The organism is Paenibacillus periandrae (assembly GCF_022458865.1).
Taxonomy (GTDB): domain Bacteria; phylum Bacillota; class Bacilli; order Paenibacillales; family NBRC-103111; genus Paenibacillus_S; species Paenibacillus_S periandrae.
Window position 1 is genome coordinate 198,238 of sequence record NZ_JAJNMU010000006.1, and the last position, 16,328, is coordinate 214,565.

Here is a 16,328-nt window from a genome sequence, read left to right on the forward strand (position 1 = left end):
TGCTGTGCGCTACCTCTTAAAACTCCCGAGGATGTCGTTGTCTCAGTTGTTCTATCGCATGTCCCCGTTCCGATTATTCCAGCCTAAGTGCGTAGTCCTTCAAGTAACCCTTGGCATGGAAGGGGCCGAGTTCCGTAATAACATAGCAAAATAGATGACTGAAAAAGGAATTCAGACCTATTCACCCTCCTTTACAATTAATTAATATTTCTTATAACTTTAGTTACATGTGTTTTCGCTAGCTTGACTAGTATAGTAATGAAAAAATATTACTTTTTATATTAAAAGCTCACTAGATTTATAAGAAAAGAGGATTCGTATATCACATGACTTCACAACAGTAATCGGCAGGTCTCTAAATGTTCGTTCAAACAGATTTTGAGGAAGGCATAGCTGGAATCGAAAAGAACAGAAATATAAAACAGTTAATTAATATGGAGAAGGTTGTGGGTACCGTGCAAGAAAAGCTAATGAAAATCACCAAAAAACAAAAAACAGGATTGATCCTGTGTGCAATTGTTATTCTGGCCATATACGTAGCTTTTACTATTTATTTCGGTTTATTTATGTCAAATGCTAGAGAACAATCCTCTTCAGATCACAAAAACCGTATGGATGTCACTAAGGTAGAGGTTAAATATCCTCCGCAAAAATCTGCCTTCACTGAGGTGAAGATTGGTTCTTACCTGGAAAACATACATAATGTTTCTATTGCGGATTCGACATTTTCCGCCGATCTCTATATATGGTTCTCATGGCTGGGCAATAAAGATCTGAATCCGGGTGAGACCTTTCAGGTTATAGGTGGAAAAATGGATTCAAAGGAACTTTCAAGCGAGCATTATTTAGAAGATGGTAAAAATTATCAACGTTATAAGATTACCGTTACCTTAGATAAGGTTTTCGATACTACTCGTTTTTCATTAGAAGATCATATGCTTAATATCTATTTCGAAGATAAAAAAAATGATGGCGGAGCCTTGAACTATGTTGTGGATGACAACTCAGCCATCAGCTCCAGAGTGAAAATTCCCGGTTATCGCGTCACTAATTTTCAGAATGTGGTTAAACCACATGAGTATAAGTCCACCTTTAGCTCGCCCAATGCAAACGGCTTAAACCGGGTATTCTCTCAATATGCAATAGCTATTTCAATGAATAGAACCGACTGGAGCTTCTATTTCAAAATATTTTTTCCGTACTTATTGTCAGTTGCTCTGGGTTTAATCGTATTGTGGACAAAACCCGATCTTATCGATGCACGAACCGGTTTAGGTGGCGCTTCATTCTTTGGCGTAGTTGCCAATGCCTATGTTGTGAATTCCCTCGTTCCAGCAAACGGAGGTACATTTGGACTTTTGGATATTCTCACGTTATCGTCATTGATTTCGGTCTTTTTAATTGTGGTAGCATCCATTTTGTCCTATAACTTATATAAAAGACAAGAAAAGCCGGAATTATCGATGGTGTTCGATAAAGTGGTGTTTTTCTCCATTAGTGTGGGCTATTTATTGTTATCTCTAGTTATACCGTTCTGTACTTATTTGAAAGTTTAACAGATCACAAGTCGTAAACTTCTTTGAATCCATGAGATCAAGCAAATTCGGAAGCCTCTTTTCACAGCCGCCAAGCATGTAATATCAAAAGTTTCGGACCATTTGTAATAATTCTCCACTCAATGAATTTCGAGCTCTCCTGCCCGATTGTATCATTTCCCTTTCCTAACTCGGTGACGCGCAAGCACTTCCTTTACTTCCTCGCTGCCCGACACCTGGTTGGGCAAGGGAGCTCCTGCTTGAAGGAGTTGCTCCGCTACCGCCGGATAATCCCCGGCCGAATCTCTAAAGTGAACGGCACCCCACATACAGCTATTCAATGCATTGCCGCCGTACCCGTGGGTTAGATGAACGGATGCGCCGTGCGCAAGCAGCAACCGCACGGCTTCGTCGTTTCCACGCATTGCCGCGTTATGAAGCGCCGTAAATTCCTTGCTATCGCGTCGGGAATCTGCAGGGAACCCGGCTTCGAGCATCGTACGAACGGCTTGAACCTCATTGTTCCATGCGGCATCGGCAATTAAGCTTAGATCCTCAGCCGAAAGCGACTTTACCAGATTCGAATCTTGCTCAAGCAGAATTTGCACAGCCGCCGGATCGGCCTGCATGCAAGCAAGCAGCAAACGCTGATTTAAAGGACTATGCTTCGTGATCAAATCCACGATCTCGGGATGATTGCGGCGCGCCGCGAGATAGAACGGTCGCGTATTTGCACCTATTTTGTACGTGTAGATGTGCCCCCCGTTCGAATCGCCGGATGTGAAACTGCCCCGCCCGACTTGAGCTTGAAGGCACTCGGGGTCCTTATTAATGAATGAGCGAACCAGCTCTGTATCTCCGATATTGATCGCTATAAAAATATCCGCTGCCGAGCCACGCTCAATGAGAAGCCTGCATTTAGCCACGTTATCGATTGCCCATTGAGCTGGCGTACTGCCATGATCGATATCACGCCTATCGATATCGGCACCGTTAGCAAGCAGAAAATCAATGATTTCAGGTTCAGTGGCAAAATGAAGCGGAACCTGTCCATCAGGCCCGCGCTGATTGACGGCGGCGGGATTCATCTCGACCATTTCTTTCACAGTATCCAACATGCCCAGCGCCGCGGCCGCGTGTATATCGACGGGAGCTCCTCGTTCAATTAAATATCGGGCAAGCTCATGATGGTCATGATGCAAAACCCCGAATCCTCCTGCCCACCAGCTGCTTTTTGCATGTAAATCAGCACCGTGCTCCAGCAATACGTCCACTGCTTCGCGGGTCCCGTTAGCCGCTGCGGCAACAATCGCAGGTGAATCGAAGGCAAACCACGGCTCGTTAATTTGCTTGGCGAGAAAGGGATGCTCGTTTAAGCATCGGCTCATCGCAACCGTATCATTGCTCATGACCGCCTGCTTGAACTGTTCAACGACTATCTGCTCATTCATGTTTTTAGCCTCCAATCAACTATTCTTTATGGGCTCTCCGAAGCTTCTCTGCTATCGTTAGTTCTCTTCTTTCCCAGCTCTATCATTATTTGCGAAATGCTACAAATAAGCCGACTTCCTTGGTAATATGAATTGCACCATCCGAGCCTATTGATTCGTTCAGCATTGCCTCGAGCTTAGTCAAGCGGCTGTCAGTAAGATTTTCCCGGCCTCCAGGGGTTGTCCGTATGTAGGCGACGAGCGGCTTTGCATCTGTTACTAGCATAGCATCCTCATACCTTTGCAAACGGATATCGACGAAGCCTGCAGCATCCAGTTGATCTTCTCCATTTTCCAAACCAAACTCGCAGGCGAAATCCTGGCGACCAGTATCATAACTCGGATTCAATTTACTTAGAAATCCTTTTACTTCATTCATGTGGCTTTTACCCATCGTGGATGCGAACAGCATGCCACCTGGCTTCAGAACACGCCGAATTTCTTTCAAGCATTGATGACGCTCGCTAACATGATAAAGCATATGATTGGCCAAAACCGCATCAAAGCTTGCGTCCGGAAATGGGATTGACCGTGCGTCTGTCGGGATGAACCGAAATTTGTTAGAGGGCACCCGATGTTGTAGCCCCTCCTTTGCATCATGTATCATCCCCTCAGACAGGTCCGTCAGAGTAACGTCCCACCCTTCCGGTACACGGTCTGCATTCCGTTTCCATAAAGCTCCGTCCCCGCAACCCAATTCAAGGATTGTACTATTTTGCGGGACTATCAATTGATCAAAAAGCCATTGATGCCACTTGTACGGATTTACGCTGAATTCGTCGTGTAATCGAATTCTCGTTTGCAGGTTGAGCGCGCTCTCATACTCTTGATTCACAATTCGGATAATTGAAGCGAATAGCTCCCATGCGGGACTGCTTTCACCGTACTCTGCTCCAGAATCCGGACTTTCCCGCTCTGAGTGATCCAAACTTTCCAATAGCGAAAGAGTCTCTTTTACCGTTTTTTGAACGAGACGAAGATGCTCCATTTTTTGCCCGATAATCGTGCTCTGAACTCTTAAGGACTCCTTCAAATCCTCCTCGTGTCCATCACGGTGTATGATTCGTCCAATCTCTTCAATGGTCAACCCGATATACTTTAGCGTCAATATTCTTTGTAGTCGAGCTAAATCCTGCTTTGTGTAGTATCGATGCCCAGAGTCGGTCCTAAGACTCGGATTTAAGAGTCCTACATTATCGTAAAAACGCACCGTACGTTTTGTTACGCCTGCCTTGTCCGCAAATTGCCCCGCGGTCATCCAATCTCCTCGCATTTGCATTTCATTTTGACCCCCATTAACTTCCTTCCTATATACCTCCGGTTTCTATCCAATAAATTCTTTTGGAAGTTCAGAGGCGAATCCAAAATGATGGGCGATAATCTGAACAATACGCCTTGAGGCTTGCCCATCGCCAAAGGGATTTACAACGTTTGACATGGAATTGTAAAAGGTCTTATCCGTGAGCAGCCTGGCTGTTACCGCATAGATAGAGTCCTCTTCAGTCCCGGCAAGATAGACTGCCTTTGCAGTTACAGCTTCAGGTCGTTCCGTTGTATCGCGCATGAGTACGAGCGGTTTTTTAAATACCGGAGTTTCTTCCTGAAGACCTCCGGAATCACTTAGTACAAGAAAGGATCGAGACAACAAATTGATCATGTCCGGGTAATTTATGGGTTCAAGTAAATGGATTCTATCGTGCCCTGATAATATTCGGAATGCTGTTTCTCGAACGATTGGACTTAGATGAATGGGATAAATAACAGATACATCTGGATTTTCGTCCGCTATACGACGTATGGCTCGAAACATTTGGTACATCGGAGCCCCATAGTTTTCTTTACGATGAGCGGTCATGGTTATGATTTTTCTGTTTTGTTTACATATGTGATTCAGCCTAGCTTCGCTAAATACATAATCAGAGCGATTTGTCATTATTGCAGCATCAACCGCAGTTTGTCCGGTGATATGTATATTGCCTCTATTGTAGCCTTCTTTAAGAAGATTGTCTTTACCGATAGACGTGGGTGCAAACAAAAAGTCAGTAACTACGTCAATGATTTTTCGATTCATCTCTTCCGGCCAAGGCGAGTACTTGTTCTGTGATCGTAATCCTGCTTCAATATGCCCAATCGGTATTTTATGAAAAAATGAAACCATCCCGCCACACATTGCTGTTTGAGTATCTCCGTGAATTAAAATGAGATCCGGTTTTTCTTCGGAAATAACTTTATCTAAACCAGTAACCGCTGCAGACGTAATATAGGCAAGACTTTGGTTTTCTTTCATAAGGTTCAAGTCGACATCTGGTCGTATATCAAAATGAGTGAGCACTTGATCAAGTTGCTCTCTATGTTGCCCTGTAACAATAACCTTCGTTTCGAACCATTCCGGGTGTTTTTTTAGTTCTTGAACCACTGGTCCCATTTTTGTCGCTTCCGGACGGGTGCCAAAAATTAGCATTATCTTTTTGCGTGTTGCCATCATACCTTCCCCCTTGACAAAATTAGCTTGATACAAGAAGAGTAAAGGATGACGTTACGTCATATGCAAGGAAAAAAGTATATAAAGTGACGATTAAATTTTTGTCAGCTAAAAAAAGCACGGAGCTAACACAGACTTAAAAGAAGCACAAAAAAAGCAGAGAGAATGTCATCTCCCTGCTGTGCAACGTCCCTTCCATTTGCCACTTTACCCAACTCTACACCTGTATACGATATGATTTTCGTATGCTTCGACGCCTCGTTAATCTTTTCCGCGAGCTGCCGCCCGTTCATCCTTGGCATTTCCACATCAAGGAAAGCGACATCCGGTTGAAGGTCATGCATACGAGATAACGTCTCAAGCGCGCTTGTAAACGCGCCTGTGATCGTAAAGTGTGGAACTTGTCCAATAACGCGTTACTTTCCACTAACTGATTCCGGCACGTGAACATGATCCACGGACGCCTCTTGAATGTTCTTAAACGCCCAGTGCTGTGCAGGTACATCGCTCCATTTAGCATCGGATACAGATAACGGATCCCGGCCCGACAACTTGTTAAGCATCGTCACCGCTTCAGCCCGGGTAAGAGTCTGCTCAGGACGGAACGTGCCGTCCGCGTATCCGTTAACTACTCCCGCCGCCTTCGCTTTCCCAATCGATGCCGCTGCCCAATGGCCTACGGTGTCGGAGAAGCTGCCGCCGCCTTCCGCGGCTGAGCTCAAACGAGCTGCAATGCTTGCCGCTTCAGCTCGCGTAATGGTTTGCTCCGGCTTGAAGCTGCCATCGGGATAACCGTCCATCAGTCCGCTGTCCGCTGCCAAATCGATAGCTGCATGGGCCCAATGACCAGGCGTGGTATCCTTATAGGTTATGGCAGCTGTCTTACTGCCCTTATCCTTAGCGAACAACCGGACTAACACTGTTGCCATCTCTGCACGCGTAATTGGCTTGTCCGGTCCGAATGTGCCGTCGGGATAGCCCGTCATATACGCTTGATGCACTTTACTTGCTTGCGATCCTAGCTGAACGACGGTAAACGTACTAAACTTGTTCACGGTAAACCGTATACCCAGCTTGCCCGTTGAATCGTAGGAGACAATTTCCCCTCGAATCAGCTCTTTTGTACCGTCGCTATGCTCGATGAAGATGCCCAGCTCTTTAAGCTGCTGCTCGTTCAGGCCCGTCTCGGGTAGAGGCAGTATCAGCGTAACCGGACGGTTCTGCATGTTCGTCTCGATCATCATGGGACGACCCAAGACATTGACAATTGCACTGCCGGCGGCTTCACGCACAATCTGCTCCGTTCTTGCGCGCTGTTCGATTTCACTGCGTTCACTTTCTGTTTTGACCGGCACGATATTGAAGTAGATGTCATCCTTCCATCCTTGCAGAGAGCCGTCCGGAATAACAATACGTACATTATTTGTGCTGATTTCTAAATTCACTTTATTGTCCGCCAATTTGGCTGTTGATTCTTTCGGCAAAGTTACTTTAACCTCTGATACCTCATCCTTGGGATCGGGAATGACGATCTTGGCAGAGTTGGAACCGGCAGCTTTCAGTTGATCAACAAGCTTGTCTGTCTGACCCGGCGTAAGGGAAAGCTCATCCTTCTTTCGTCCGTCTGCTCCAGTCGTTCGATGTATGACCGCCGTGGACACAACGCCGCCGTTGCCGGTGTTTTCAACATTGACGGTGATGGTCTCACCCTGTGAAGAACCGGACGATGAACCTGACGATGAACTGCCCCCGCCGCTGGACGTATTGCGTAAGGTAATCGCCGCGCTGATCGCAGGCGTTGTTACATTGCCCGCCGCATCCGTCAACTCCATGGATACTGTCTTTGCGCCGCTGCCAGGGGTCAACGCCCATGCTTTCGTTCCAGCAATCGCTTCCCATGAGCTCCAGTCCGCGTTGTCGTTAGAAAAGCGCATCCGGATGCCATTCGAGCCCGCACCGTCGCTCCCCGTAATCGTCAAGTTGACAGAGGTCGAGATCGTGCTCTCTGCTCCGCTGTTAATGCTCAATGTTCCCACAGGCGCCGTTTTATCGAACAATACACTGCTGCCATCTGTTGTTGTATTTACGCGCACTCCAAGGTCTCCGGACAAATTGGCGAAATCGATGGTGAACGGAACAAGCCCTTCCGTTTCATTGCCTGTAAATGCATATTCCGCTTTATAGACATTGCCGCCCAAGCTTGTCACGCTGGCCGCCCTGCCTGTAAGGGTGACTGCCGGCAAATTCTTCAAGCTCTCGCTGGCGGTAAAGGTTAGAGTCACCACATCGCCTTTTTTGGCAACGAACGGGGTGGCATTGCTGCTGGCGATGCCCACTTTCGTCAGCGTCGGCGGCACTGCCGTGTTCGGCTTTATGCTGGCCTCATTGGAATCAGTTATCCATCCGTCGGCATTGTATGCTTTGACTAAGAAATAGTAAGCTGTCCCGTTCGTCAAGCCGTTCACGTTATAGGTGGTTTGCGTAACGGAAGCTTTGTAGGTTGCGTCGTAAACGCTGCTTGCTGTACCCATATAAAGATTGTAGTAGGTAGCACCTGTTACGCTGTTCCAGTTCAAGAGAGCTGTGCCGTCTCCCGCAGCCGCCTTCAAATGGAAAGCAACTTCAACTTTACCGGACTGCAGCGTTTTCGTCATTTCTTTCGCTGATGCGTCGGTCACGGTAAATTGTTCCGGATTGTTTCCCTTTAAGGTTAAAGCTTTAGTCCCGGTCATCGCCCCATCCTTAATACGGAAGGAGATTGTAAACATTTTTTGGCCTGCCGTTATAACGGCATCGCCGCCCCTCTGATCTGCCCAAGCAGCTTTGAGCGAGCCTGAAGTATTGTCGTATACGGAATCGAAGCTGTTGCCGGATTGGCCGGTTATTTGGGTCACTTCCAGTGCGGCTGCATCATAGCCGATTTCCATTCCGTAAGATCCTACTCCTTTCGAAGCTTCGCTTACGGATACCGGCACATCGACCGTTTCGCCGGGTGCTCCGCTGGCACTGCCGATACCAATACTTACCGTGCCGGGCGCAAGCGGATTGATGCTGACTGTGCCGGCAGTGAGACCGGGAATCGCAGTGAAAGTCGTACCATCCACCGTATATTGCGCGGTGGTGAAGCTTACAATGGAATCACCCGGTACCGCGTTATCTTTGATTTTCAGTTGAACCGTGAAAATCTTTTGTTTGGAACTAAGAAACCCTAAGTCGGTTAAACCCGTTGCCGCAACCTTAATCTTTCCGGCAATGGATGTATCCGGGTTAAAAAGAGAGGATTGCGCTTCATCTTTTACCGCTGAATTCCCCTGAACAAGCTCAAGCACCTGGGTGTCGTAAGACAATTCCATGTTGTATCCTAGAATAAAATCATTACCTGGTGCTGTCCCTGGCTCCATATTGACTGCCACACTTACCGTACTTCCGGGCTCGCCTGACGCTCCGATAGCCTCAGCTTTCACTCCCGCAGTCGGAGCAGCCTCGGCGCCTCCCATCGGTCCGAATGAAGCCGTCATGCACAAGACTACGATAATAACGAGCATTTGGTACAACCATCGTTTGGTTCCATATCGACGTTTATCCATTTATTTCACTGCCTTCCCAGGTAAATGTTCATCATGATCGCCGTGTCTGCCGCATTCACAACTCCATCGCCGTTCATATCGGCTATTTCGATTTGCTCGGCAGTAAAGGTGATTTTCCCCAATATATATTGATTGACAAGGAGTATATCTGCTGGCGTGACCTTTCCATCGCCGGTCAGATCTCCCTTGATAAGAGTCGTAAAGCTCCATACCCCAGGGGAGGATATCCCCTCATAGGTGCTGCTGTCCTGGTTCTGAAACGCCCCTGCCTCGATATATACATCATACTTGGTACTGCCCTCCAATGGTTTGGACTTAATAGTAACCGTTTTTCCCAAAATGCTCACCTTCTGCGAATCATTAACCCCGATTCTCTCCACCTCGCTGTTATCTGACGACTTGCGGATCACGATGCTTTTTCCGCTCACTGCCGTTGGGTTCTCGCTGAAGGTGAGACTCAGTCCTGTCTTCAGTGGAACTCCGGTCGCATTCGCGGACGGGGCGAAGGTGCTTACTTGCAGTCCAAACGGAATCGCCTTGATCACCAATTGACTTGAACTCGGACTGGCAGCATCGTAAGTTCTATATGCGGCATAAATCGCGCTGTTGTTTCCATACAGGGGGAGCTCACCATTGATATTGGGAAACGTCTCGTTGTTGCCGATCATCGTCCAGTTCCCGTTTACATACTGATGGACGAACGTTTTTAAAGCGAATGTATTTCCCTGCATTTCAACCTTGTTATAGGATACATATAACGAATCCTTCGCCTTTGTGAAGTTGATGTACGAGGGCATCGGTTCCGAAAAATTGGTTGCGCCTACGCTTTCCCATTCGCTTCCGTTGTATTTCCGTACGTTAACATACTGAATATTTGAAGAATTTTGATGTCTGTAGGCAACATAAGGCGTTCCGTTGTCAACGTAAATCTTGGGATATTCAACGAAATCAGCAAAAAAAGGGTTGTTCGACGGTAACTGAACCTGGGAAGAGCTACCCACTACTTTCTCCCATGTATCTCCATTAAACTTCTGCGCTACAATGGAATAGGGGTTTAATTCCTGGTAAACCACATAAGGTGTTCCTTGGTAGACATACAGGTCGTTAGCTTGAGCTTGCTGGCCAAGCTGTGCGTTGGCGAGCGTCTTCCAAGCCCCATTCTCCAACTTCATTACGGATACCTTCCCAGTTGAAAAAGAAATATAAGGAACGCCTTCGTAAGCATAAAGAGAGAAGTTCATCCATCCCGTTCCGATTTGGAATGAGTCATTTCCTGCCAAAGACCAAGAGCTTCCGTCATATTGTTTCACGTATAACTTAGTAGTGTAATTCACACTAGCCGTATAGGCAACATAGATGATCCCGTTACTGATGCTCATTTTGGCTGCGTGGATTTGGCTTTGATCATCATCTGAAATGTATTCGCTGCCTACCGGCTCCCAGGCACTCCCGTTAAATTTCTTTACTTTCATCCTTGGGATATTGTTTACCGTATGGATATAGGCGGCATAAAGACTGCCGCTGTATGAAGCGATAGTAATGTCAGATATGATTCCTCCTTCGTTAATGCTGCTTACATCCTCCCACTTGGTTGCTGCCTGCGCAGGTGCTGCCTGCAATCCGGCGAATGCCCAAACCATTACCAGACTGAAGATCAGCATGCGCTTCATTAAACGCGCCATTTCTCTCACCTTTTTCTATTTTTTTATCCAGGTTTATATGGATATGTATTCTAATATAACAATCACTTCTCACAAGAAACTCACAAACTTGCTGTTTTCCAATGCAAAATATGTTCTATTATGTAGTTATTTGCAAAATGCTAGACGAAGGAGACATCTTCATCTATTTAAATCGTAAATATTACTAAAAAGTGAGACTTAAGCATATTTCATGATCCACGATCGTGTTATAAAGCTTAGGAGGACATTATGACAAATAATCATATCAATTATCTATTCAAGGCTACTACTCCCGACTAGAATCAGAATGAGAAGAAGCCACCCCTGACAATGGAGTGGCTTCTTTGTATAGAACTTTCTCTTTTATTTAGTTGCAGGTAGATACTCCCAAAGTCTTTGGCAGTCAGGGCAATTGAAAGGCTCCGCATCTTCTATGTGTTGTGTCTATCATCAAATATTTGTTGACATATAGTTCTTTCCTTCAACAAAACCAAGACTTTCATACAACGGTTTAGCCATATCAGACGAATGTAGCAGGATTTTTCCAATTCCTTGTGCCTTCAAATCGTCTATTGCTTCAGTAATAAGTTTGGATACTATACCTTGACGACGGTAATTGGGGATTGTGAAAACATTAGTCATGTATGCAACCATTCCAGAAGGATTTTCAAATCGTGGTGCAAATCGACATAAGCAAAAACATACCGTTGATACAACGACTCCGTCATCATCAGCAACCCATACAACGAGTGACTTGTCTGATAATGAGGAATCAAAGTAGTTTCTAAATGTTTCATCCATACTACTGTTGTCCTCATGACATAGTAGTATCTTACGAAATTTAATTAACTGCGGTATATCAGTTGTAATAGCTTTTCGAAACAGCACGATTGACTTCCTTCCTGTTAAAAATATAAATTTCCAAATATTAACCGATAGCTGAGTTATTGCTTGGATCTTTATTAATCGCTTGCTTCACCTTTCTTTACACTATACATATCGAACAGCTTTAACTGTATCATATATTTGACCTTGCCCCACTACTTTGAAGGTAAGTTCTTGATAATCTGCGGTGATCCGTAGATTTTCGACTATTGGTGTGAGTCTCTTTGATCGTATTTAATGTACTATCATGCGTGTGTAGCAACCTAACGTTAAGTCAATTGCTGCGCGATCTCCCAGATATGTCCTCCCGGATCAGTAAAGCTGACAGTGCGTACTCCCCATGACCGATTCATTGGACCGTTGAGTAAAGCCACGCCGCGCACCTTTAATTCATCGCATACGGCATCCACATCATCCACACGGATGGTGAACTGGAAACGTGACCCGGCCTCGCGACTTGCGACCGTTTGGGGAGCGATAAGGCCCTGCGCTTCAGAAATTTTCAGCAGATTGATGCTTATATTTTCAAATTCGAATACTGCCGAATTGTCGTCATCGTACACGGATGAAAGGCCAAAGACATCCTGATAAAACGACATCGCATCTTTCAAATCCTCAACGAATAACGTAATTACATTGACATTCATTGACCCTAAAATGCCCATACCTACACCCCTTCTCGTTTCTTCTTATTGAGCTCCCCTACCCTTTAATTGAGCGAAGACGAATTATCCACTATACAGTACTGGCTTGTAAGAAAATGCTTCCAAAATCGTAATGACAAAGGGACCTGCCGTAGTCTCAGACCCCTTTTCAATTGATTGAGCTATCGTTTCCCTATAATTGAAGAAATTAAATTTTTTGTATTCTAATCAATTGTGTTCATATGATAGATCAGCTGCACAACACCAGAGGAGAACGTTTTTGTATTAACCATTTTTAAATTCAACCTCTGTTTAATATCAATAAACAACGGTTTTCCTTCTCCCAAAATAACAGGGTGAACAGATAATCTAAATTCATCAACAAGCCCTAAATTGATAAAAGTTGTAATAAGACTCGCTCCGCCATATAGCCAGATGTCTTTACCAGGCTTATTCTTTAATTTATTCACTTCTTCAAGAATATTATCATTTATAACTAATGCTTGATTATCCGTCCCTTTTTGCGTTCTGGAAAACACATATTTCTCTTTACTGTGAACCAATCCCCACATTTCTTTTTCAGTTTCAGTATCTTCAATTTCTGGAGTAAATTGTCCCCACAAATCATAGCTTTTTCTTCCGTAAAAAATAGTATCAATTTGATTTAAGAAATTTATAAACCCCGTCTCAGAGTCCATAATGCACCAATCAACTTCCCCATTTTTCCCTTCAATAAAACCATCTAAAGTAACTGCTAAATCTAAAATTATTCTTCGTTTCATGATTTGTTACTCCTTTCGTTGATCTACCACCCATTATAGACTTTAAATATGTCACCTTGTGTCATATTAATAGGTATCTTTTTCAACTATTGGAACAGAACATGATTTCCTGGCTGAAGATCGTGTTAGATAGTGTGGACTTCCGCCAACTCGTTATTTCTCCCAAAGCTCGATTAGTCGACCTTCAGGATCTTCAATCCAAATAAACTTTCCAAATTCACTAATCTCTTGTTTCTTTGCAAGAGGAACACCAATATGTTCAAGATGCTTAATAGTCTCATCTAGATTATGTACTTGGAAATTTAACATCACTTGTTGTTCTGTTGGAAAATAACTGTCATTCTCGGTAAAGAAAGAAAAGATAGTCTCATTTCCTAATTGGGGCTTTATCACAGTCCCATTCCAATTTTCTATTTCAATCTTCAACACTTCACTGTACCATTTTTTTATAAATTCAAGATTTTTAGTTCTCCAAAATATTCCCCCGAAGCCTTTTATCATCGTATCTAACTCCTGTCTGTCATCAAATTTTTAAATATTCGAGATTTAAATTTTATTTCCTTTCTCAACTATTATGCCCTTTAGCCACACATACAGTTCATGGGCCGCACCAACTGGGATCGAATGACTTCTTCATCATCTTAGGCATCTGTACAGTCAAATAGTTATTAACCCACATATCTTGAAATACGAATTAATTTAAACTTCTAAAAAGGAAGTGGAATTCAATGTTCTTTACCCCACTACCACAGGTGTATATGAGACAACCGCTCTCTCCTCCACCTTCATTCATCCCCCCAAAGCCTGAGGTATCTTATGTAGTTGATTGTTTATATGAGAACACCTATGTCTGGCTGCTGAATGGAGACAATTTCTGGTTTTACCCGACTCGTGTAGAGTACGGTGAAGTATCAGGTTATAGGTGGAATGGAGCGTTTTGGATGTTTTATGGCATTGATCCAAGAATAATTGATGTCGTTGCGTGCCCTCCAATTCCTACCCTTTATTGAGATGATTATTAGTTTGCACGACCTCTTGCCTGACAACAAGAAAGGTATCCGTACAATCTGCATCGGCTGCCTTCCTTGTTTATTAAAAACTTTCCCTTTAGATTTCACTTACGATAGGCATTAAGCCTAAACTAAAACTGATACTTATTTTTCCCACTTGCTTTAGCCCGATAAAGTGCGTTGTCCGCATTTTTCATTAAATGATTAATGCTTTCCGATTCATTGGAATATGAAGCAATCCCAATGCTTACGGATAGATGTGATTCTGTTAATAGAGTGTCCCAAGATGACATGCAGCGGAGTATTTCATTGGCACTATCTATAATCTCCTGCTTATCCGTTATCCCTATTAAATATATAATAAACTCATCTCCGCCCAAGCGGATAGCGAATCCGTAATGCTTGTCCACAAACGTTTCTAGCCTGCGTGCCGTCTCTTTTAGAACCAGATCACCTACATCATGGCCATGAATATCATTGACCGCCTTAAATCCGTCTAAATCCAAAAACATTAGAGTACCACATTGGTTGGAATTTTGCGCGAAATATTTGTACAAAAACTGCCTGTTAAAAAGTCCCGTCAATCCATCTCTGTAGGCCAGCCGTTCCAATTCCAGAAAGTAAGTAAATAATTTGGATATCTTTTGAAATAACATGGCGTCCTCTTCCCTTATTTTTGTGGGAATGGAGTTAACAGAACACAAAGTACCAAATACTTTACCGTCACTCAGTATGATAGGTACGCCGAGATATGAATTTACATTCGCCTCCACCAATTGCTTTCTTAAGCTGTCCAGACCTTGGGCCTTGCTCAGGTCTTCATAAATCAGAGGAGCCCCGACCGTAAAGTCAATACGGTTGCAGAGTGTGCTATCCAGAGGAATTTCCATGCCTTCGGTAATTAAACATCCCGTCTTAGTATCTAGAACCTCCAAAATGGTTTGTTCAGTTTTGGAAATCTTGGTCAGGTAGACCATGTTATTGACCATACATCTGTTTGCCATAATCAGGATATCATTGGCTGCTTCTTTAAAATCTTTATACATTTGGTATTCGTTATTGAATTGCACTGTACAAACACTCCCATCATAGTAAGATTTGCCATGCAGCCCTAAAATTTTAATAACTTCTGCTATCGCAACTGCGGTTGATGTCTTTTCCAAACAACATTATCCAATTCGTAATGGGGAATACTATTCCAACCACCAGCGTTAACAGACCCGTAAACAGCAAAGTACGTTCCTGAGGATTGAAGAAGTAGAGAATACAAGCATATAGGCCATGCAGCAGTAAAATAGTAAACGTAACAAGTTGAAAGCCAATGGAGTACCAACGCAGGTGATCGTCGATAAGTTCCGTATCCGTATGAGGAACCCGAATCCTTATTCAGCACGCCTCTCCATTCTCCCGGAACCTGTATATTGCGGATTTGGTTTTCACCCGACTGCATATTCTGACTTGAAATTAACTTTTGGGGGTAGAATTCCCATTCTCCGTTCAAATAGAATGAGGAGGATTTTTCCAAATCCAAACCACGTATGTCGAGTACGCCATTAACAGCAGGATGGTGGTTCGATGTCAAAAAAACTTCGGACCAAGCCCATCGCAGGCCATGAAGAATACTAAGAAACAATAAAATGATGGCTATATATTTTAAGGTAGCTTTGTTTGTTATCCGTATCATAACTAAGAAATTCGACATAAATGAATACATTTCCTTTTTAATAGCTATTGACATACAGGGTCATTAACGGGGACAGCCTAAAATAATTTTTGTTGACTTAAACCAAGGTTTAAGTCGTATGATATTCCTGTCGACGAAGTAAGATAGATGTTGGAGGTCTCCAAATGAAATATTGTTCAATTAGCGAAGCTGCCACCAAATTCAATATTCCTGAATCAACGTTACGTTATTATGAAAAAAAAGGATTACTGCCATTAATCGAGCGTGATGCAGCTGGTAGACGGTTATTTTCAGAAGATCAACTATCGCTTCTCGAAACCGTTATTTGTTTAAAAAGCACGCACATGCCAATAAGTGATATTAAGCAATATATTGATTGGGTGATAGAAGGAGACAAAACCATTGAAATGCGACTTGAAATGATGAATCATCACAAGCAAGCCGTGCTAGCTGAAATTTCATCGATGACCAAATCCCTAAAGGGAATTCAACTAAAAATTACACGTTATACCCAACGCATTCAACATAAATAAGATAAAATAATGGA

Annotated in this window: 13 protein-coding genes; 2 read left to right on the forward strand and 11 right to left on the reverse strand. The window is 43.8% G+C overall.

The window, feature by feature from the left end:
* The first annotated feature begins 359 nt into the window (after nt 1–359).
* A complete protein-coding gene (locus tag LRL21_RS11800; protein WP_240415971.1) occupies nt 360–1,556 on the forward strand; it encodes a hypothetical protein in 1,197 nt (398 codons plus the stop codon).
* Nucleotides 1,557–1,708: 152 nt separating this feature from the next.
* On the opposite strand, the gene LRL21_RS11805 is transcribed toward LRL21_RS11800, so the two are convergent.
* The 11 genes from LRL21_RS11805 to LRL21_RS11855 all read right to left on the reverse strand — a co-directional run bounded on the left by LRL21_RS11805 (nt 1,709) and on the right by LRL21_RS11855 (nt 15,260).
* Nucleotides 1,709–2,986, reverse strand: a complete 1,278-nt coding sequence (locus LRL21_RS11805) for an ankyrin repeat domain-containing protein (protein WP_240415972.1) — start codon at nt 2,984–2,986, stop codon at nt 1,709–1,711.
* 85 nt (nt 2,987–3,071) lie between these two features.
* Nucleotides 3,072–4,304, reverse strand: a complete 1,233-nt coding sequence (locus LRL21_RS11810) for a MerR family transcriptional regulator (protein ID WP_240415973.1) — start codon at nt 4,302–4,304, stop codon at nt 3,072–3,074.
* A gap of 45 nt (nt 4,305–4,349) precedes the next feature.
* Nucleotides 4,350–5,510, reverse strand: a complete 1,161-nt coding sequence (wecB, locus tag LRL21_RS11815; protein ID WP_338044615.1) for a non-hydrolyzing UDP-N-acetylglucosamine 2-epimerase — start codon at nt 5,508–5,510, stop codon at nt 4,350–4,352.
* A 122-nt stretch (nt 5,511–5,632) separates the two neighbouring features.
* Nucleotides 5,633–5,917, reverse strand: a complete 285-nt coding sequence (locus LRL21_RS11820) for a response regulator (RefSeq protein WP_338044618.1) — start codon at nt 5,915–5,917, stop codon at nt 5,633–5,635.
* 6 nt (nt 5,918–5,923) lie between these two features.
* Nucleotides 5,924–9,094, reverse strand: a complete 3,171-nt coding sequence (locus LRL21_RS11825) for an S-layer homology domain-containing protein (protein ID WP_240415975.1) — start codon at nt 9,092–9,094, stop codon at nt 5,924–5,926.
* 5 nt (nt 9,095–9,099) lie between these two features.
* Nucleotides 9,100–10,776: a dockerin type I domain-containing protein gene (locus LRL21_RS11830; protein ID WP_240415976.1), complete on the reverse strand. Its 1,677-nt coding sequence runs from the start codon at nt 10,774–10,776 to the stop codon at nt 9,100–9,102.
* A 450-nt stretch (nt 10,777–11,226) separates the two neighbouring features.
* On the reverse strand, nt 11,227–11,664 hold the full coding sequence (locus LRL21_RS11835) for a GNAT family N-acetyltransferase (protein ID WP_240415977.1): 438 nt from the start codon (nt 11,662–11,664) through the stop codon (nt 11,227–11,229).
* A gap of 266 nt (nt 11,665–11,930) precedes the next feature.
* Nucleotides 11,931–12,326: a VOC family protein gene (locus LRL21_RS11840; protein WP_240415978.1), complete on the reverse strand. Its 396-nt coding sequence runs from the start codon at nt 12,324–12,326 to the stop codon at nt 11,931–11,933.
* Between the two features lie 203 nt (nt 12,327–12,529).
* Nucleotides 12,530–13,087: a dihydrofolate reductase family protein gene (locus LRL21_RS11845; RefSeq protein ID WP_240415979.1), complete on the reverse strand. Its 558-nt coding sequence runs from the start codon at nt 13,085–13,087 to the stop codon at nt 12,530–12,532.
* 153 nt (nt 13,088–13,240) lie between these two features.
* Nucleotides 13,241–13,588 (reverse strand): VOC family protein, encoded by a 348-nt coding sequence (locus LRL21_RS11850; RefSeq protein WP_240415980.1) that lies wholly within the window; start codon nt 13,586–13,588, stop codon nt 13,241–13,243.
* Between the two features lie 640 nt (nt 13,589–14,228).
* Nucleotides 14,229–15,260 carry a sensor domain-containing diguanylate cyclase gene (locus tag LRL21_RS11855; RefSeq protein ID WP_240415981.1) on the reverse strand — a complete coding sequence of 344 codons (1,032 nt, stop codon included), beginning with the start codon at nt 15,258–15,260 and terminating at the stop codon, nt 14,229–14,231.
* 685 nt (nt 15,261–15,945) lie between these two features.
* Between LRL21_RS11855 and LRL21_RS11860 the strand changes: the two genes are divergently transcribed.
* Nucleotides 15,946–16,314 carry a MerR family transcriptional regulator gene (locus LRL21_RS11860; protein WP_240415982.1) on the forward strand — a complete coding sequence of 123 codons (369 nt, stop codon included), beginning with the start codon at nt 15,946–15,948 and terminating at the stop codon, nt 16,312–16,314.
* Nucleotides 16,315–16,328: the final 14 nt, after the last annotated feature.